At 43.7% G+C, this 18760-nt stretch carries 19 protein-coding genes; 7 read left to right on the top strand and 12 right to left on the bottom strand.

Translation table 11 applies throughout. The annotated features are described in order from the left end of the window. The first annotated feature begins 212 nt into the window (after nucleotides 1-212). The 3 genes from nagE to M3204_RS03130 all read left to right on the top strand — a co-directional run bounded on the left by nagE (nucleotide 213) and on the right by M3204_RS03130 (nucleotide 2915). Nucleotides 213-1589 carry an N-acetylglucosamine-specific PTS transporter subunit IIBC gene (nagE, locus tag M3204_RS03140; RefSeq protein ID WP_251478456.1) on the top strand — a complete coding sequence of 459 codons (1377 nt, stop codon included), beginning with the start codon at nucleotides 213-215 and terminating at the stop codon, nucleotides 1587-1589. A 132-nt stretch (nucleotides 1590-1721) separates the two neighbouring features. Next, a complete protein-coding gene (locus M3204_RS03135) occupies nucleotides 1722-2639 on the top strand; it encodes a haloacid dehalogenase-like hydrolase (RefSeq protein WP_251478454.1) in 918 nt (305 codons plus the stop codon). Nucleotides 2640-2723: 84 nt separating this feature from the next. Further along, nucleotides 2724-2915 (top strand): hypothetical protein, encoded by a 192-nt coding sequence (locus M3204_RS03130; RefSeq protein ID WP_251478452.1) that lies wholly within the window; start codon nucleotides 2724-2726, stop codon nucleotides 2913-2915. A gap of 75 nt (nucleotides 2916-2990) precedes the next feature. Here the strand turns inward: M3204_RS03130 and M3204_RS03125 are convergent, their stop codons facing one another. The 3 genes from M3204_RS03125 to M3204_RS03115 all read right to left on the bottom strand — a co-directional run bounded on the left by M3204_RS03125 (nucleotide 2991) and on the right by M3204_RS03115 (nucleotide 5110). Then, complete coding sequence (locus M3204_RS03125) at nucleotides 2991-3146, bottom strand: hypothetical protein (protein WP_251478450.1); 156 nt, start codon at nucleotides 3144-3146, stop codon at nucleotides 2991-2993. 198 nt (nucleotides 3147-3344) lie between these two features. Next, nucleotides 3345-3647 (bottom strand): hypothetical protein, encoded by a 303-nt coding sequence (locus M3204_RS03120; RefSeq protein ID WP_251478449.1) that lies wholly within the window; start codon nucleotides 3645-3647, stop codon nucleotides 3345-3347. A gap of 113 nt (nucleotides 3648-3760) precedes the next feature. After that, complete coding sequence (locus M3204_RS03115) at nucleotides 3761-5110, bottom strand: HAMP domain-containing sensor histidine kinase (RefSeq protein ID WP_251478447.1); 1350 nt, start codon at nucleotides 5108-5110, stop codon at nucleotides 3761-3763. A gap of 486 nt (nucleotides 5111-5596) precedes the next feature. On the opposite strand from M3204_RS03115, the gene M3204_RS03110 reads away from it, so the two are divergent. Next, nucleotides 5597-6316: a response regulator gene (locus M3204_RS03110; RefSeq protein WP_251478445.1), complete on the top strand. Its 720-nt coding sequence runs from the start codon at nucleotides 5597-5599 to the stop codon at nucleotides 6314-6316. Further along, a complete protein-coding gene (locus M3204_RS03105) occupies nucleotides 6294-7667 on the top strand; it encodes a sensor histidine kinase (protein WP_251478443.1) in 1374 nt (457 codons plus the stop codon). Before M3204_RS03110 ends, M3204_RS03105 begins: the two co-directional genes overlap by 23 nt. Nucleotides 7668-7698: 31 nt before the next feature. On the opposite strand, the gene M3204_RS03100 is transcribed toward M3204_RS03105, so the two are convergent. From M3204_RS03100 to M3204_RS03070, 7 genes are all read right to left on the bottom strand, one after another. Continuing rightward, complete coding sequence (locus tag M3204_RS03100) at nucleotides 7699-8451, bottom strand: (S)-benzoin forming benzil reductase (RefSeq protein WP_251478440.1); 753 nt, start codon at nucleotides 8449-8451, stop codon at nucleotides 7699-7701. Nucleotides 8452-8495: 44 nt separating this feature from the next. Beyond that, a complete protein-coding gene (locus M3204_RS03095; protein WP_251478437.1) occupies nucleotides 8496-8966 on the bottom strand; it encodes a hypothetical protein in 471 nt (156 codons plus the stop codon). A 270-nt stretch (nucleotides 8967-9236) separates the two neighbouring features. Beyond that, on the bottom strand, nucleotides 9237-9968 hold the full coding sequence (locus M3204_RS03090; RefSeq protein ID WP_251478434.1) for an ABC transporter ATP-binding protein: 732 nt from the start codon (nucleotides 9966-9968) through the stop codon (nucleotides 9237-9239). Then, nucleotides 9965-10663 carry an ABC transporter permease gene (locus tag M3204_RS03085; RefSeq protein ID WP_251478432.1) on the bottom strand — a complete coding sequence of 233 codons (699 nt, stop codon included), beginning with the start codon at nucleotides 10661-10663 and terminating at the stop codon, nucleotides 9965-9967. The genes M3204_RS03090 and M3204_RS03085 overlap by 4 nt, the downstream gene beginning before the upstream one ends. Before the next feature lie 145 nt (nucleotides 10664-10808). Continuing rightward, nucleotides 10809-11669 (bottom strand): extracellular solute-binding protein, encoded by an 861-nt coding sequence (locus M3204_RS03080; protein ID WP_251478428.1) that lies wholly within the window; start codon nucleotides 11667-11669, stop codon nucleotides 10809-10811. A gap of 3 nt (nucleotides 11670-11672) precedes the next feature. Beyond that, entirely contained in the window at nucleotides 11673-12596 is a 924-nt protein-coding gene (locus tag M3204_RS03075; RefSeq protein WP_251478424.1) for a substrate-binding domain-containing protein, read from the bottom strand. 789 nt (nucleotides 12597-13385) lie between these two features. Then, nucleotides 13386-14168, bottom strand: a complete 783-nt coding sequence (locus M3204_RS03070; RefSeq protein WP_251478420.1) for an undecaprenyl-diphosphate phosphatase — start codon at nucleotides 14166-14168, stop codon at nucleotides 13386-13388. A 175-nt stretch (nucleotides 14169-14343) separates the two neighbouring features. On the opposite strand from M3204_RS03070, the gene M3204_RS03065 reads away from it, so the two are divergent. Next, on the top strand, nucleotides 14344-15126 hold the full coding sequence (locus M3204_RS03065; protein ID WP_251478418.1) for a DUF4931 domain-containing protein: 783 nt from the start codon (nucleotides 14344-14346) through the stop codon (nucleotides 15124-15126). Nucleotides 15127-15369: 243 nt separating this feature from the next. Further along, complete coding sequence (locus tag M3204_RS03060; RefSeq protein ID WP_251478415.1) at nucleotides 15370-16545, top strand: FtsW/RodA/SpoVE family cell cycle protein; 1176 nt, start codon at nucleotides 15370-15372, stop codon at nucleotides 16543-16545. Between the two features lie 46 nt (nucleotides 16546-16591). On the opposite strand, the gene M3204_RS03055 is transcribed toward M3204_RS03060, so the two are convergent. Beyond that, a complete protein-coding gene (locus M3204_RS03055) occupies nucleotides 16592-17665 on the bottom strand; it encodes a Ger(x)C family spore germination protein (RefSeq protein ID WP_251478412.1) in 1074 nt (357 codons plus the stop codon). After that, on the bottom strand, nucleotides 17662-18753 hold the full coding sequence (locus tag M3204_RS03050) for a GerAB/ArcD/ProY family transporter (protein ID WP_251478410.1): 1092 nt from the start codon (nucleotides 18751-18753) through the stop codon (nucleotides 17662-17664). Before M3204_RS03050 ends, M3204_RS03055 begins: the two co-directional genes overlap by 4 nt. Between the last annotated feature and the right edge of the window lie 7 nt (nucleotides 18754-18760).

The raw sequence follows: 18760 nt of genomic DNA, 5'->3' as shown, positions 1-18760 counted from the left end.
AGCTATAGGTATAAGCCCATGTCCCATTTCTCTGGGTGATGACACTCATGAAGGGAGCGCTCCATCTTCTGAAGTCAAAATATTATAAATAGTCTTTTTATAGGGTGTTCTTTAGGGAGTCGAAGTGTTAAACTAGGTATAATGTTTACAAATTTCTACAATGCACTCGAAAAATGTAAGCATTTACAATCTTATCGAAAGAGGTGTTGAGTGTGCTAGGATTTTTACAAAAAATCGGTAAAGCGTTGATGCTTCCAATCGCTGTTTTACCTGCAGCTGCGCTATTGCTGCGCCTCGGGCAACCGGACTTATTGAATATTCCTTTTATTTCTGCAGCAGGTGACGCGATTTTTGCAAACCTTGCGCTATTGTTCGCGATCGGAGTGGCTGTCGGAATTGCCAAGGATGGGAACGGCGCTGCTGGTCTCGCCGGTGCGATCGGTTACTTCGTTTTGACAAAAGGTGCAGGTGCAGTAAATGAAAGCATCAACATGGCGGTGCTAGGCGGTATTTTATCAGGGGTAATCGCTGGCTTGCTTTACAACCGCTATCATGATATTAAGCTGCCAGACTGGCTAGGATTCTTCGGCGGCAAACGCTTCGTCCCGATCATTACTTCATTGGTGATGATCGTTTTAGCCGGAGTCTTCGGTTATGTATGGCCGCCAATCCAGGCTGGCATCAACAATATCGGCGAATGGATCGTTGGTGCTGGTGCACTTGGTGTAGGTGTATTCGGATTCTTGAACCGTTTATTGATTCCGATGGGTCTTCACCACGTTCTGAACACACTTGTATGGTTTGAATTTGGTGAATTCACAAATGCAGCTGGCGATGTAGTAAAAGGTGACCTGAACCGTTTCTTCGCTGGTGACCCGAAAGCCGGAATCTTCATGAATGGTTTCTTCCCGGTGATGATGTTCGGCCTTCCAGCCGCAGCTTTCGCAATGATTGCCGCAGCTAAAAAAGAACGTAAAAAGGCAGTTACAGGTGCCCTTGCCGGTGTGGCCTTCACGTCATTCCTAACTGGTATCACAGAACCAATCGAATTCTTGTTCATGTTCCTATCTCCATTCTTATATGGAATCCACGCTGTATTGACTGGCCTAGCGATGTCGATTACTTATATGCTGGATATCCACCATGGTTTTGGGTTCTCGGCCGGTGCGATTGACTATGTCCTGAACTACGGAATTGCCCAAAAACCATTGCTGCTATTGGGAGTTGGTTTGGTTTATGCAGCCCTGTACTTCTTGATATTCTACTTCCTGATCATCAAGCTTGACCTGAAGACACCAGGCCGTGAAGACGAAGTAGAGGGTGAATTCACTGAAAGTGGCTCTGGAAAAGGAAATTACGCTGAACTTGGTGACCAGTATCTTGCAGCCCTTGGAGGCAAAGACAACCTGAAGGAGCTCGACAACTGTGTTACCCGCCTTCGGTTAAAAGTTGCTGATATGGATAAAGTAAATGAAGCAGAGCTTAAGAGACTCGGCGCAAAAGGTGTGCTTAAACTTAATAAGACAGACCTTCAAGTTATTGTTGGTACCGATGTTGAGTTTCTAGCCAATGAAATGAAGCGTAAATAAGCATTAAGCTCAGACGACTTGGCGGTTTCTACCGCCAAGTTTTTTTATAGGAAAGTATATAAATTCAATTTGAGAATTGCCCAGTTCCAGCGCTTGCGCTTTTCTTATTACATAGAATGGAGGGATTAATTTATGAAACGTCTATTGGATTGCACAGCGTCAGATTTCGAGCTAATGACGGGGCAGGATTTGAAAAAAGCAATTATCGCTTCGGAAGGGAGAACAATTTTGTCCGAGGTGATTGGAGCGTTCTCGCCGCTTTATCCCGCGGTTACAAATGCAGAGATAGCCGCAGCGTTTGGAGCGGATCTCATTCTATTGAACTTTTTCGATGTAATGAATCCTTCAATCGAAAGTCTGGTTGAGACGGAACCCGAAGAGGTAGTCCGCAAGTTGAAACAGCACGTCGGGCGCCCGATTGGCCTCAATCTTGAACCGGTCGATCTTCAGGCGGACAAGCTCGAGTCGCTCCAGCAGCTGCCAGAAGGAAGGATTGCTAGCGATGCAGCTCTCAAGAGGGCGAGGGAACTGGGTTTTGACTTTGTCTGTCTAACGGGGAATCCAAAAACAGGTGTCACAAATGCAGAAATTACAAAAGCGATTGAGAAAGCCCGGGCAGCGTTCGGTCCAGAAGGCTTGATCATCGCCGGAAAAATGCACGGCGCAGGGGTAGCGGGAGAGACAGGCAGCTCAATGATGACAGAGGAAACTTTACATGCTTTCGTAGAAGCGGGAGCGGATATCATTTTGATTCCTTCACCTGGAACCGTGCCAGGCTTTACTGTAGAGAAGACTTCTAAGCTAGTGGATCTGGTCCACCAAAAAGGAGCTTTGGCTATCCTTACGACTGGCACAAGCCAGGAGGGGGCAGATGAGGATACGGTAAAACAAATCGCGTTAAACAGCAAAATGGCAGGAGCCGATCTGTATCATATCGGTGATGCAGGAGCAGCAGGCATTGCTTCACCGGAAAATATCATTGCCTATTCAATAGTCGTCCGCGGAAAGCGTCATACCTATGTGAGAATGGCAGCATCCGTTCTTAGATAATCCATTTTTTGCAGGATAGTATAGGCTGATTTTTGGGTAAAAGAATAACCTAATGCTGATACTAACTTACAGGAGGGATTAGTAATGAAAAAAGATAAGTTTGTAAATATAGATCCGAATTCCAAACAAGTCAAATCAGGTTCCGAAGAAGAACAAATCGAGACAGCTGAAGCAAACATGAAGCTCCAGGAAGCATTTTACGATGAAAATGAAAGCAATGGAGTCGACCCTGCGAACCTGAATAACCAATCTGCCATTCTTACGGATATGGACTAAAAGCCGGCGATCGCCGGCTTTTTCATGCGTTTAGGGGATCAGATGAAATTCATTAGGGGCCAGTTTGATTCCGGCCTAGTGATGCCGATCCGTCTTATCGCTCTGGTCTTTGTTACGTTTATTGCCTTTGCTGTTGTCCCCGCTGGTCAGCTCGCCGGAAAACTCGGCCATTTGGTTCCCCAGTTTAGGCGAATTTTGATTCTTGCTGCCTTTATTGTTCTTTTTCGTCATTGGAAATCCTCCTTTTAGTGTGTACATGTTAGTTTTCCCAGTGAAAGGGCTGAATTATGTAAAAAATCTTACTGTGGCTGACATATATTCACTGGATTTTACAGAATAAGAGGGTAAATAACGAGGTTTCTATTAACAGAAATAACATCAAAAAAGGCAGCTGAAATGTCAGCCGCCTCAATCAGTATCAATATATTATTACACCTTCACTGCGTCCTGGATTTCAGCTTCGCTTACCAATTCCACCTGTGCAAGATCTTTCAGCTCTTTAATCATCTTGCTGGCCTCTTCGTAAAGCGTGTCATCCATGAATTCCTCAGAGTAGTAGAGGGAATCGTTCAACACAACCTTCACGCGCAGCCTCGTGCCGGATTCAGTGTCCTCGTCGCCCAATGTTACGGCAGAGCGGGAGGTTTCATGCTGGCTGACCAAAACTTTATTGCCATTGCTTTCTTTTTTCGCAGCATCAATTATTTCCTGCAAACGCTCAACTTGTCTCAATGACATCACCCCTTTAATTATGTATTCCATATTTCCGGGTTTTAAAACCAATTGCGGGACAATCCATGTAAAAAAATAATAACCTGCGAATGCCAGTGATGCGAAGAAGTGTTCTAAAGAATGATATCGAAAGTTGAACCTTTATTTAATTCGCTTGTTAGCGTGACTTTTCCTCCATGGGCTTCGACAAGCTCTTTTACAATCGCGAGTCCGAGGCCAGAACCGCCTAATGCTTTGGACCGTGACTTGTCGACTCGGTAAAATCGGTCAAAAATCCACTGCTGGTCCTCTTTCGGGATGCCTTTTCCTTCATCTTGAATAGAAATGTGCAGTTTTCCGTCCTTTTTAAAGACCTGTATCTTTGAAGTGGTGCCTTCTTCTGAGTACTTTCTCGCATTATCCAGCAGGTTGATGATGATCTGTTCAAGGCGGACAGGATCAGCCTCGATATATACTTCCCCAGAACAGATATATTTAAGCTTGATTTTTTTCTCAATGAACGACGGCTCGATTTTCGAATGGATCGTTCGCAAAAAGCCGCAAAGTTCAAGCGGCTCTTTTTTAATTGTAAAAGTATTTTCGTCCATCTTGGCAAGGTCAAATAATCCTTTGATCAAAGCGGATAGCTTCGTAGCCTCCTCCAAAATGATCTGCAAATATTTGCTTCTGTCCTCAGGTGCCGTATTTTCTTTCCCGGCAATGTCAGCATACCCTTTGATATAGGTAAGAGGGGTTCTTAGCTCATGGGAAATGCTCGCGAGAAATTCATTCCGTTGCTTTTTGATATGGTTCAGGTCATTGGCAAGCACCTGGATCGACTCACCCAGTTCGCCTAATTCATCCTTCCCGAGCCGGGGCAGAGTCACGGAATAGTCGCCCTTCCGGATTTTAAGAGTCGCTTCATTCATCTTGATAACAGGCTTTGTGATGAATCTTGAAAGGAAAAGAGTGATGATGGCCATGGAAGTCATCAGCAGTATTCCAGCCAGCCAGAAATGCTTGTTCAGCTTAGTAATCAGTCCCTGGACACGTTCGGTATTTTTAAACATATAAACCGCACCGTCACCATTAAGAGGGCTGACAGAGGCAATGTATTTCTTTTTTTTCCAATCATCCTCAAGAATCAAACCGGCCCGCTTCACGTCCTCGGGTGCCTCTGCAATGATTTCGTTCATGGCAATGTCCACCGGAGTCGATGACGAAACGATTTCTCCATTATGATCAGTAATCAGTACATGAGTATCTGTCCGGGATTCCATTGATGAAATATGATGAATGGTCTCATCGAGATAAGAGCTTTCAAGGATATCGCGGTGGTTGTTGCCGCGGGTTTGCAGTGCGGCAAGCTCCTCGTCGATCCGTGAGTGGATGATGGAAGAATGCAGGTAATAAAATAAGATTCCTTCTACTAATAAAATTGTTACAAAGAAAACTGCTCCTATTTTTAATGAAATACGATCCATATCCGCCACTCCCCAGGTAATCTTAAGACAATCATACTAAAAAAGTATCGAGAAACAGAGGAGAATATAGTTTTTCAAAACAAAATAGATTTGTTTATTGCAAAAAAAAGAGGCTGGCACTTGGCCAGCTTTTGAATTAGGGAGGTTTTGAATTCAAAACCATTTATTGATAAAAAGGGAAGTTTGCAAAACGTTTAAAGCCAGAGCACTCAGAAGATCTAACGGAATGGGATTTTCCGCAGAGTCGCTAAGCGGGATGAAAATCGAGATCCTTAGAGTTTTCGATTTTCGGGTTAGGGTTTTTCCGAACCCTGTTATTCAAAAAGGATTGCGTTCGAGTCGCGAGGATGAGAATGTCGTTAATTTTTCCTTTTTCGCCAACTCCTTGGTGATTTCTTATCTTTATAATAATAAGTAGGTATGTAGAACTTATGGGGAAGTTATGTGGAAGTTGTGAAGATGAAGATTATTTAGGAGGGTATGGGGATGTGCCGGACAATTTTGCTTGTGGACGATGAAACGATGATCAGCGAGGTCCTGGAGGCTTATTTAGTTAAGGAAGGCTATCAGGTTTTTAAATCGGAAAATGGACTTGACGCTCTAAGGAAGGCTGGCACCATACAACCTGATTTGATTGTTCTCGATCTGATGCTGCCGGACATTTCCGGGGAGGAGATATGCAGGCTGCTCCGCAAGGAATCAGATGTGCCCATCCTTATGCTCACCGCTAAGTCAGGTGAAGATGAAAAAATTAACGGAATCGTCATCGGTGCTGATGATTATGTGACGAAACCTTTCAGTCCGCGCGAAGTTGTAGTGCGGATCCAGGCAATTTTACGGCGGGTACACAAACCCAAGCCTGCTGGTGATCAAATATCATTTAACCAGCAAGAGCTGATCATCGATGATATAAAAAAAGAAATTCTACTTCATAAAGCAAACATAAGTGTTACCCCGATTGAATACCGGCTTCTTTCAAACATGGCAAAGTATCCTGGACGGGTATACAGCAGGCTGGACCTTCTTGAAAAAATCCAGGAGGACGGATTTTCTTATGAGGGATATGAGCGAAGCATCGATACGCATATCAAGAATCTCCGCAAAAAAATTGAAATCGATGCACGTGATCCAAAATATATCCTGACTGTTTTTGGAATGGGCTATAAATTTGGAGGAGTTCCTGATGCTAAAAACGCTGCGTTCTAAAATCCTGTTCTATTTCCTGCTGGTGTCGCTGACAGGAATTCTTGTCGTCAGCTTCAGCCTGCAGTGGGGGTTCGAGGCGAGTTTCAATCATTATATCAACGAGAATCGCACGGAGCGGATCGAACAGCTGATCAATGCGTTGAGATTGGAATACAAAGAGCATGGAACCTTTACTGGCGAGCGGGTCTCACAGCTGCTGCATGAACAGGCCATGACTGACAGCCTATACTATAAGCTGTATACGCCAAATGAAATACTGCTTATGGACTCGACCACCCTGCTCGGCATTTTGGAGGGGATCGGATTTGAAAACAATCCATATCAAGAAGATAATTGGCTGACGTCAACAGAAACGATCAAGATTGAGGGTAAAGCAGTTGGGAAGTTGAAGGTTTATTATCCTAAGGGTTTTATAGACAGCGAGTATGTATTTTTACAAAAAATCCAGAAGTACCTTGTGATTGCCGTAGCATTGACGATCATTCTCGCGCTGTTTTTCAGTATGCTTTTTTCGAAGAGGCTGACTTCAGGACTCAAGAGCCTGGCCGCAGCAGTTGAAGAGCTGACCCATCATAAACAGAATGTCCGGGTGCCATTGGATAATTTATCGCTGGAAATGAAACAGCTTGGCATTGCCTTCAATGATTTAGCGATGTCACTTGAAAAGGAAGAACGTCTGCGAAAAGAGTTCACCGGGGACCTGGCACATGAATTGCGAACGCCCCTGGCGACATTGCGCAGCCAGATCGAGGCCTTCCAGGATGGGATATGGCAGCCAACGCCCGAAAGGCTGAAGCAAAGCCATAATGAACTGATGAGGCTCGTCCGCCTCGTGAATGAACTGGAAAAATTGCTGGCAGCAGAGAATCCGCAAATCCGTCTTGAGAAGACCGAAATAGAAGCAGGGGCACTCTTACAGGCAATGCAAGAGTTAGTCATTCCAGCGTTCAGGCAAAAAGAGGTTGGATTAAATGTTATTCTCCCCGGGAAGAGCCTTTGGTTCCTCGGTGATCGTGATAAAGTGGTCCAGATTCTTACGAATATCGTTAATAATGCTTTGAAATATACTCCGGAAAAGGGTGAGGTTACAATCTCAGCTGTAGAAGAGGAGCAGATGGCCGGTTTTCGGATTCAAGATAAAGGAATGGGCATATCCAGCCAGGATTTGCCCCATATATTTGAACGCTTTTACCGAGGTGATAAGTCCCGCGACAGGAAAACTGGCGGAGTGGGCATCGGGCTTTCGATTGTTAAAGCCCTCGTAGAAGCCCATAAAGGTAAAATAAGCGTGGAAAGTGAACTTGAAAACGGAAGTAGCTTCACGATCCTTTTTCCAAAACATGAAATATAAAAAAGCGAAGGATCTCCTTCGCTTATTACATTTATAACAGATCATTAACCTTATAAATCTTCCCGTTTTCGAGATTGGTGCCCAAAATTAATTTTACAAGCGCTCCAGCCACAGTGTCAGGACTGCGGAGGCTGCCGCCTTCTTTATATTTCTTGAAGGTCTCCAGTTCGGCGAAGGCCTCCTCGTTTGAAGAACGAATCGTTGCCTGCATGTCGGTATCCATGATTCCGGGGCTGAAGGCGATGATTTTGCTGCTGCTTCCATTACCGGCAAGTTCGAGGCCTGCAGTCATTGTGAACATATTGACAGCGGCCTTCGTGCTGCAATAAATGCTCCAGCCGTGGATCGGACGTTCAGCAGCACCTGAAGTCACGTTGGCGATGATTGCTTTTAAGCCGGTTTCCCTCGCTTTTTGTAAAAATAGATTGCTGATGATAACTGGTGCAGATAAATTGACCTGCACATTGTTTTGAACCAAAGCAGGATCAATTTCGCCAGCTACCTCGATCGGCTCGATCACCCCAGCATTATTGATGACATACACAAGCTCTGCATCCTTGGAGACGGCCTCAGCAATTTCGGTGAAAACACTCTGGACCTGCTCTGCTGATGCAAGGTCGCAGCTGAAATGCATATAGCCGCTTCCAGCCTTGTCAGCTGCTTGTTTTAAATCACTGTTTTCATTTCTCGCAACAGAAATGACATGGATTCCTTCAGAAATCAATCGTTTTGCGGCAGATGCCCCGAGTCCCCTCGAAGCGCCGGTTATTACTGCATATTTCATCGTCACACCCCTATGTACAGTAGTAGTTCAGCAAAAAAAAGAGTTTAGACTGGGATCACACCAGTGCTGGCAGCCTTAATATTCTTCAAAAGCCAGTTTTTATTTTCTTCATTATCCACTTTTTCAGCTGTCTGTAACGCCAATTCCAGATATCGGTCCTGTTCGGCGGCATCGCCTGCCACTGCGTAAGCCCGCGCCATCGCTTCATAGGCGAATCCGAGGTCGAAAGCGCCAAGGTCCTGTTCGAGGCATAATTGTATTGATTTATTTGCGTGATGCAAGGCTGGTTCAGCTCTGCCCACTATCGCATATACTCTGGAAATCTGCCATTCTCCTCTGGCAAAATTCAACGGCGTGCCGACTACTCCCCAATGGTAACGCGACGCGTTCGCTGCGTAGACCATCGTATCGTCTTCACTCTCTGTCCGGTCTTTCTTTTCAATCAAATCCCAAGTAAGGTTGAACAAATCGATCGCCATTTGCTTATGTGTCGTAAAATCCATATCAATTGCCATCTAAGAGGACTCCTTTTTTTGGTGGGCTATCTTCGAATTTTTTGTTGTTTTTCAAAACAAGCTTTTACGCGCACCTATCTTGCTTCGAGCTCTTATCAAGCAGTTTCTGAACCAAGAATAGGATAAAAATTTTGTTTTTGAGTGGAAAAGCAACAAATTTACGAAAAGAGCCTAATGGTTTTATAGAATAACATTTGACAAAACATGTAAATATCCTTTTTCTGAGCATAAAAAAAACAGCATGGAGCTTTTCATCCATGCTGTGAAAAACTAATTTAAAAGTGTTTTCCAATCATTAATAAATGCGGTAGTGGAAGGGTTTGGGGATGACAGCACTTCTTCTGCAGGACCGCTTTGTTTCAGTTCGCCATCCATCAAAATCGCCAGGTTTTCAGCTAGATATTTTAGCTCCATAAGATCGTGGCTGACAAAAACAGTCGTCGTTTTTGTCTGTTGGATGATCGATTTGATATCCTTCAATAATTGTATCTTGGTGGGAAAATCCAGGGCAGAGAAGGGTTCATCAAGGAAAAGAATTTCGGGTTCCAGCACCATCGCCCTCGCTAGATTCACGCGCTGGGCCTCTCCGCCTGATAGATGATAAGCATGCTTTTTTGCGAGATGGCTGATCTGGAATTTTTCGAGCCAATAAGAAACCTTGCTTTTGATTTCCTGGCGGGGAAGCTTACGCAGCTTCAAGCCGACTGCGATATTTTGATAGACTGATGTATCAAGGAGAAGCGGCTGCTGCATCGCGACAGCGAACTTTCTCCTCATCTCCAGCGTCATTTCTTTCGTAATATCTTTATCTTTTAAAATAATAGTACCGTGAGCAGGATGCTCCAACAGTGCCAGTGCTTTTATTAAAGTGCTTTTTCCAGCGCCATTCGGACCCATGATGCCAAGCACTTCACCCTCTTGAATTTCAAAATGAGGAATCGAGAGAAGCACTTTTTTTCCGGCCCTCACTTCTAAATTTTTAACAGTGATCAGAGGGGTCATATGCTCCGCTTCCTTTGCTGTAAGTAAGTTAAGCTAAAAGTGATGACGAACGCCAATGCCATCAGGATGAACGATAGGGCAAGCGCCACATCAAAATTGCCTTTCGAAACCTCCATAACAATCGAGGTGGTCAAGATTCTTGTGTCGCCGCTGATATTGCCGCCGACCATCATGGCAGCACCAACCTCGGCGATGATCCTGCCGAAGCCGGCAATTACAGCCGCAAGGAGAGCAAGCTTGACCTCTTTCATTAGAATCCAGTATAACTGGAACTTCGTCGCCCCTAACGCCTTCACCTGCAATATCATTTTAGGATTGATCTGCTGAAAAGCCGTGCTTGTCAAAGCAGTGACGATCGGCAGCGATACTAGAACCTGTGCCATGATAATGGCTGTTGGGGTATAGAGCCAGGAAAATTCGCCAAGCGGGCCTGACCGCCAGAGGAAAAGAGTGATCCAAAGCCCGGCGACAACAGGAGGGAGACCCATGCCAATATTGATTAGTGCAAGAATGAATTTCCTTCCGGGAAACTTGGAGAGCCCGAGCAGCATTCCAGCAGGGACACCAATAAATGTGCTGATCAAGACTGCTGTGATCGATACCCGCAGAGTCAGCAAGGTGATTTCCAGAATCTCCCGGTCACCCGACAAAATCATCTCTATCGCTTTTTTAAATCCTTCTAGTAAAAGTTCCATGGCAATCAGACTTTCTTTCTAATTTTTTACTTAGTAAAATTATAACCTAGCGAAGCAAAGATTGAAGCGACCTTTTTTCGAGCTGCTCCTTTGCCGAGCAGCTTTTAAAGAGATTGTAAAAGCAACAACGCTTACAAATAGGGCCTTACTCAAAAAGGAAGAAGAGAGGCTCGCCGTACTCATCCACGCCGAATTCTTTGACCATCTTCATTGTATCTTCTGAAATCATGAATTCAACAAATGCTTTCGCACCTTCTGCATTCACTTTTTCATGTTTTTCGTTGTTAACCTGCATTACGTGATAAATATTCAGCAGGCTTTCGTCTCCTTCAACTGCGATTTCAGTGTCAGGCATGTTCTTCTTCTGCGCAAGGAAAGTAGCGCGGTCTGTCAACGTATAGCCTTTTTTCTCTGAAGCAATCTGAAGTGTCGCGCCCATTCCTTGTCCTGCTTCGATATAAGCATCGCCAAGAGTTTTTGGGTCCAGAGAAGATCTCTTCCAAAGCTCAAGCTCTTTTTTATGTGTACCGGAATCATCACCGCGTGATACGAAGGAAGCTTTTGATTCCGTGATTTTCTTCAATGCCTCTGGTACGGATAAGCCTTTCACTTTTGCCAGGTCTTCAGCTGGACCGACAAGGATGAAGTCATTGTACATGACCTTCTGGCGGTTGATGGCATCTCCGCTTTTAACAAGTTCTTCTTCAGCCGCAGGGGCGTGCACCAGCAGGACATCCGCTTCGCCGCGGGTTCCCATTTCAAGCGCCTGGCCTGTTCCAACGGCAATGATTTTCAGATTATAATTGTGCTTCTTTTCAAATTCAGGACGCAAGACATCAAGCAGGCCGCTGTCCTGTGTGCTCGTAGTTGTAGCAAGAATCAAGTCGGGTCTTTCCGCTTTAGGGGCAGGCTGTTTTTCTGCTTCCGATGTAGATGAATCAGAACACCCTGTTACAAAGACGAACATAAGTACAAGCAAGAGGGAGATCAAATGCTTAAGCTTCATGTTTTATACCTCCGATAATTGGTGTCCATAAATGATTTTTCCGAAATCTTCAGCATCATAGCCCTCAAGGTCTGCAATGCTTTCCTTAAAATTAGTAAGCTGGATCAAGTCGATCAAGTGCTCCAATGCTGCTTTGTTTTCCGGTGTCCAGCGGAAAACAAGGTCAAATTGCTCTTTAGTGAGCGGAATGAAATCCAGGCCGAGCTGGCTTGCCGCGCACCTGATCCCGAAAGCAGCATCGGCAGTTCCCCGGCTGATATGTGCTGCTGCACCCAAATGATTCCATTCTTCTTTTTCATAGCCTTTTACAGTTGAGGGTTCCAGGTTTTCATTCGCAAGAAAGGAATCGAGCAAGAATCGGGTCCCCGCACCCTTTTGGCGATTGACTATCGTCACATCATTCCTGATAAAGTCTTTGACTCCTGTAATCCTTTTTGGATTCCCTTTGGCTACAATCAAGCCCTGCTCCCTTGAAGCGAGCCTCATGACCGTGATTGGCTCATGGACAAACAGCTGGCGGATGAAGGGAAGATTGTACTGCTGAGATGCAGGGTCGAGCAAGTGAACGGCGGCAATGTCTGCGCTGCCGCGATAAAGCATCATCAACCCTTCCAGGCTTCCGATGTAGGAAGGAGTGATCGAAAACCCGGTTCCCTCTGAAGCTATGTACTTAACAAGCTGCTCGACAAGAAAGTCATGGCTTCCCGCAAGCTGCAAGGTATTTAGTGTGTTAGTCTGTGAACCATCCTGCGCTTTTGCTGGCGATGCTGACATACTCGTTTTGTATCTTTCAAACTCGCTTTCTTCAATCCGCATTTTATTGCCAACTTTAAAAGCAGCAAGGTCGCCGCGCTTGATCATTTCATAGACTGTATGTTTTGAAATCTTCAGCATGGAGGCGATTTCATCCGGCGTATATATTTGCAAAAAGATTCCCTCCTTTTCTTCATAAATTAAATATATTAGAATATTTGGTAGAAAGATATAATGTTTGTGTGGTTTTGTTTAGTTTTGTTTAGTTTTATCATATTTTTATCAGGATTCGTTCACAATTCGTACGGGAAAAGGAAGGATTTTCTTAATTACGGAAATTCATTTCCAAATTAAACCTTCACAAAATACTCCGGGCAGTATTGTGTATTTCTTTTTCATACCATGGTAAACTAAGCAATAGACAGATTTAATTCAGAAAGGAAACGAGAGAATGCAAATTTCAGATAAAGCGCGCGACATTCTTAAAGAAATCCTCGCAGAGCGCAACGCAAATGGTATTCGTGTCTACTTCGGCGGCTTTGGCTGAGGAGGCCCGCAGATTGGTCTGGCTCTGGAGGAGCCGGAAGAAGATGATCATGTAACGGTAATCAATGAAATCCAGGTTGCGATTGAATCCAATATCGTCGACTATACTGAAGGCATGGCGCTTGAATACGACGAGTACCGTGAAGGCTTAGTCCTCATGGGCGGAGACGGCGGCTGCTAATATTCATGAAAAAATGCACACCTTAGTTGGTGTGCATTTTTTGGTTAAGAAACTGGAAAAAACACGGTCGAATTTCCAGTTCGCTATAAAATCTTCATTTTCGCTATAAAAAATAATTTTTCGCTATAAAAATGGGATTTTCGCTATAAAAAGTAAAATTTCGCTATAAAAAGTAAAATTTCGCTATAAAAATTTTATTAACGCTATCAAATTCATCTTTTCACTATAAACGCGATTCAGAACTGTCCAGTGTACTGAAAATACAGGACAACGATCCCCATCAACCACACATAAATCGCAAATGGCTTCAAAGAATTGCTTTTCAGGTAACCAATCATCCATTTTACAGCGAAATAACCGAAAATCGCTGAGGAAATGATGCCGATCATTAGTGCCTGGAGCGAAACGGTTTCGCTTCCGCCGCTGAAAAGGTCTTTTGACTGGAGAACGATCGCACCCAAAATGGCTGGCGTAGATAATAGGAACGAAAAATAGGCAGCTGTCTCGCGGTCCAGCTTTCTCCAAAGGGCCGCGACAATCGTTAAGCCTGAACGGGAAATTGCCGGAAAAATCGCCGCCGCCTGGAAGGTCCCGATAATCAGCGCATCCTTATAGCTGATATCATCCATCTTTTTGCGGCCATTCTTGATCGTGTCCGCAAACCACAAGAATGTGCCGGTAATCAGGAATTCCCAGCCAATCGTCACTCCCGTTTTTGATATCTCGTCAAAATAATCCTCAAACAGCAGCCCTACTACAACAGCCGGCAGTGTACCCACGATAAGAAGGAAGGTCAATTTCCCAAAAGGATTTTTCAAAATCTTGATGAATTCATTTTTATAAAAAACAAATACAGCAAGCAGCGTACCGACATGGAGCATTGTGTCCAGCAGCAAGCCTGCTTCCTCAAGACCAAACAAGTTCCGGCCAAGGTAAAGGTGCCCCGTGCTGCTGATAGGCAAAAACTCTGTCAGCCCCTGAATCAGCCCCAGTATAAACGCTTCAAGTTTAGATAGCATAATCAATCCCCGCTTCTTCGAAAGACTTTGTCCACTACAAAGCTATGAAGCAGGTCCCGGGGGTATGCATGCTTATTACAGATGTTTCCGAAGAACGAAAACAGTCCTTTAAAATGATATTTGACGTAATTTCTAATACAATATTAGAAAACAATCTGATAAGCAGGTGGGGGAAATGAATCAAACACATTTATTTTTTAATACGTCGATCGGTGTGCAGAAGCCTGAGAATATCCGCAATAAAAATCAGAGCTGTCCTTTTTGCGCACGTGAGGAACTTACCGGGATCATTGATGAGGAAGGTCCGATCCTTTTGCTGAAGAATAAATATCCTGTCTTGGAGAATGCTTATCAGACAGTGCTGGTTGAAACCGATGTGTGCGAGGAGGAGTTTTCGCAGTTTTCAACTGCACATCTTAACAGACTTCTAGACTTTGCCATCGGCCATTGGATCCGGATGGAGGAGTCAGGGGAGTATCGGTCAGTTGTTTTATTTAAAAATCATGGACCACTTTCCGGAGGCACGATTGCTCATTCGCATATGCAGATCATCGGGCTGTATGACCTAGATTACCATGAAAAAATTGCCGAAGCGGATTTCCAGGGATTGTCCATCCATGAAGAAGACGGGGTCCAGCTCAATTTATCCGACAAGCCTAAGGTGGGCTTTTATGAATTTAACATTACGATGGGTCATGGAAGGGCTTCTGCCCCCTTTGCTTCATTGATCCAGACGGCTGTCCATTACATCATGAATTCCTTCCCGTTTAAATGCAGCAGCTACAATCTGTTCTTTTACAGCTTTAAAGGAAAAATAATTTGCAAGGTCGTGCCAAGATTCGTAACTACGCCGCTCTTCATTGGTTACCAGCTTCCACAGGCCCCTGATAATCTAGAATGGATGAAGAATGATGTACAGAGCCTTTATTTTCAGGGAACGATTGAAAAGGAAGCATAAATCCATTTGCCTGTGTAAAATTGCCTGAATACCTTAATTGGCGACTATGTAATAATAACCAATTAACGCTCAGAAGTTGTGATTTATTGTCGAAAAAAATATAATGAAGTATTGTACAGTCCTTCATTAAGGATTCAGAAACAGTTCGAAAAGAACTTTAAACCAAATAGAAAATGAGCTGTATTCTACATGCAGCAAGCCGCAATTAATCTGACAAAAGCCTCCATTTAAAGGGGAATAAACATGACTTCAAACCAAAAAAGTAATTCCCGGCTCGATTACGGGCTGGTCACTATACTGCTATTATTGTTTTTATCAAGCTGTGTAGCCATTTACAGCGCACAGACGACGGGGCAGTACGGCTCTGAGAACTTTTTGTTCAAACAAATCATCTGGTATATTATTGGCGCAGGTATCATTACGGCTGTGATCACGCTCGACTCTGACCAGCTGCAGAAGCTGAGCTGGTATGCGTATGGCTTCGGGCTTGTGCTGCTGGCAGGATTGATTGCAGCTCCTGCTAGCATTGCTCCTGTCATCAATGGAGCGAAGAGCTGGTATAAGGTTCCGGCAATGGGGACGCTGCAGCCTTCTGAGTTAGTGAAGGTGTTTATCATCCTCGCGCTAGCAAGGGTCATCGTCGACCATCATCAAAAATATCGCTTGAAGACGATCCAGTCTGACTTTTGGCTTTTACTTAAAATAGGCATTGTGACCATGGTTCCGCTGATGCTTGTCATGCAGCAGCCCGACCTTGGGACATCGCTAGTATATATTGCAATAATGCTAGGGATGATCTTCATCTCAGGCATAACTTGGAAACTGCTTGTGCCGATTTTCGGTACAGGTGCAACGCTCATTTCGATTATTTTTTATTTTGTCATCTGGAAACCTGAGATTCTTGAAAAGTATCTTGGAGTGAAGGAATACCAATTCGGGCGAATTTATTCCTGGATCGACCCTTATAATTACCAGAGCACAACCGGATTCCAGCTGACGAGGTCGTTGCTTGCAATCGGGTCCGGTGAAACGGTAGGGAAGGGCTACGGCACAAGGGAAGTATACTTGCCTGAAAGCCACACTGACTTTATTTTCAGTATCATCGGAGAAGAATTTGGATTCGTAGGCGCCAGCATATTAGTCAGCTTATTTTTCCTCCTGATTTACCAAATTACTAAAATCGGCATGGAAACGAAAAACGATTTCTACACGTACATTTGTGTAGGGGTCATAAGCATGATCACCTTCCACGTGTTCCAAAACATTGGCATGACCATAGGATTGCTGCCAATCACAGGTATTCCATTGCCCTTCATCAGCTACGGAGGAAGCTCGCTGATGGGGAATATGCTTGCCGTCAGCTTGATTTTCTCAATCCGGTACCACTATAAGAAATATATGTTTTCGACAAACACATAAAAGAGCAGGGATCCCAGGATTCCTGCTCTTCCTTTATGCGCTTTTCTTATTCAACGATGCCTACCTCCGTTATTTTTGCATCAGTTTTTACATGTACCGTCAAATTTTTGTAGTCATCTTCCCATTTTTTAAAATCAAAGCCTCTTGTTTTGCTCTTGATAAAATGGCCGAAACCGATGGGGTCTACGCCATGCCCCTGAAAGTCGGCAATCAATGTGGAGCATTCTTCGTTCACCGTGTTTTCGAGTTCTTTTTCAATCTTTTTGATCATTGCGGGAGTCAGCATTTGCCCTGTGTATTCTCGGATGATACCTTCAATTTTAATCTCAACCGTAATGCTGTATGGGTCTCTTTTTGTTAGTTTGAATTTGTTTTTTGAATCAAGATCCCTGATTGCGGCTTGCTCTTCTTCTTCTCTTACTTTTATTTTAAAACTACCTTGGCTGAATTTATCCGTAAGCAGCTTAAAGAAAAACATCTTATCAGCCGGGATAGTATGTACCATCTTATCACCTTTAAAAAGAGCAACACCGACAATGTCTATGATTTCTGCCTCTAATTTTTTTAAAATAGGCATGTAAGGGTCTTTCCCTTTTTGGTAATGATCAAATAAAAATAAATGGAGGTTTGTTTTTGGCAAATTACGCTTGTCCGTATTCTGCTTGATCAAATCAGATAAATGGATTGCGTTCCCCCTGTTTCCATAAGTGCCCGACAATATATCCTTGGCATTCCCTTCGCCGACAGCAAGGTAAACTCTCGCACCAATACTAGCATCCCGTTCGAATGAATCAATTAACTCAATAACTCCCTTTTTGGCCATTTCCTCTCCAAAGAGAGCAATCTCAAGAGAGCCGGTTACGACCGGCTGGGCGGATTTACGCTGGATTTCCTGAAGTAAATCCCTGGCGCTGGTGGCTGTTGCCGAAAAGGTGAAATTGCCAATTCTTTTGTCAGGGTTGAAAACTGGAATCATGACTGTACCTTCAATCTTATCGTCTTCCTTAAGATCATATCCAAGGCCCATTTCAATATTAACATCATCAATGATTTCTTTTTCCACACATCCGGCCATTAGCAAAGAAACAACGATGAAAAGAATGAATTTTTTAGCAATCATTTATTTTTCACCTTCTTGACAATCATAGTGGCTATGAACAAAAAAGGAATATATAGATACGTGACTCCAAAACCAATTTTTCCTGTCCAGTCATTCAAAAAGTTTATTTTTGCCCGCGTATCGAAAAAGTTAATTGCTATTAAACAAAAGAGAGCCAGGATAATAACACCTTTTTTTTGTCGAAGCTTAAAAGCTCTTTTTAAAATCATGCTCGAACCCCATAGAGCGATACAGATATTTGGGAGAATAATTAAGTTCCAGTTGGCGATTCCAATATATTCAAACCTTTCGACAAATGGCATGCTTACAATCTTCCACATCTCGAGCGTGGCCCAGATCGATTTAGCCAGCTGATCTTCTGAAAAATAGGTGAAAGTTACAATTGCCAATATTGTATAGATAATCGTTGTTAAGAAGACGCCTAGGTGAGCCCATTTTTGGGACTTTGGGGCGTCTTTTATAAATGGGTAGAAAAAGAGTGGAATTTCAAACCCAATATAGGTAAGGGACATTTTGTAAGCACTGGTGATAAGGTCTTTTGCCGAATGATCAAAAATGGGAAGCAGGTTTCTAAAATCAGCATATTTCAATGCGAAACTGAACGTCAGCAACAGGTAGCTGGGAAGTACAATACAGAAAAAGGCGATCCCGGTTACAGTCCGAAAACCACCAAAAACAATGTAAACAGCTAAAATCAAAAATACTAAGCTGAACCAGAAGATGCTTAATTCAGGAAACATCCATACTTGAATCACTTCAATGAATGTCCTCAAAACTGCTAAAGCAAAAATCAGCAAATAGATAATGAAAAAGGAACTGACCAGATTGCCGATTTTTTTTCCGAATACATAGGCATTTGCAGCTACAATGTCGCCATCAACTGTTCCGCAAATTTTATAAATCATCCATATGATAATATGAATACTAAGACCTGCTCCGAGAACTGAAATCCAGGCATCATAACCAGCAGCCTCAGCAATTATGCGCTGGTAGCCTAAGACACCAATCCCAATTTGCATTGACATAATTAAGTAAAGTACAAGAAATGGTGATATTTGCAATCTTTCAGGAACCGGCTGCTGAGACATGCTTCAT

The sequence above is a fragment of the Mesobacillus subterraneus genome (genome assembly GCF_023715485.1).
Lineage (GTDB): Bacteria > Bacillota > Bacilli > Bacillales > Cytobacillaceae > Mesobacillus > Mesobacillus subterraneus_B.
The sequence above is the reverse complement of the archived record's forward strand: the minus strand, read 5'-3'. Positions and strand labels throughout refer to the sequence as shown.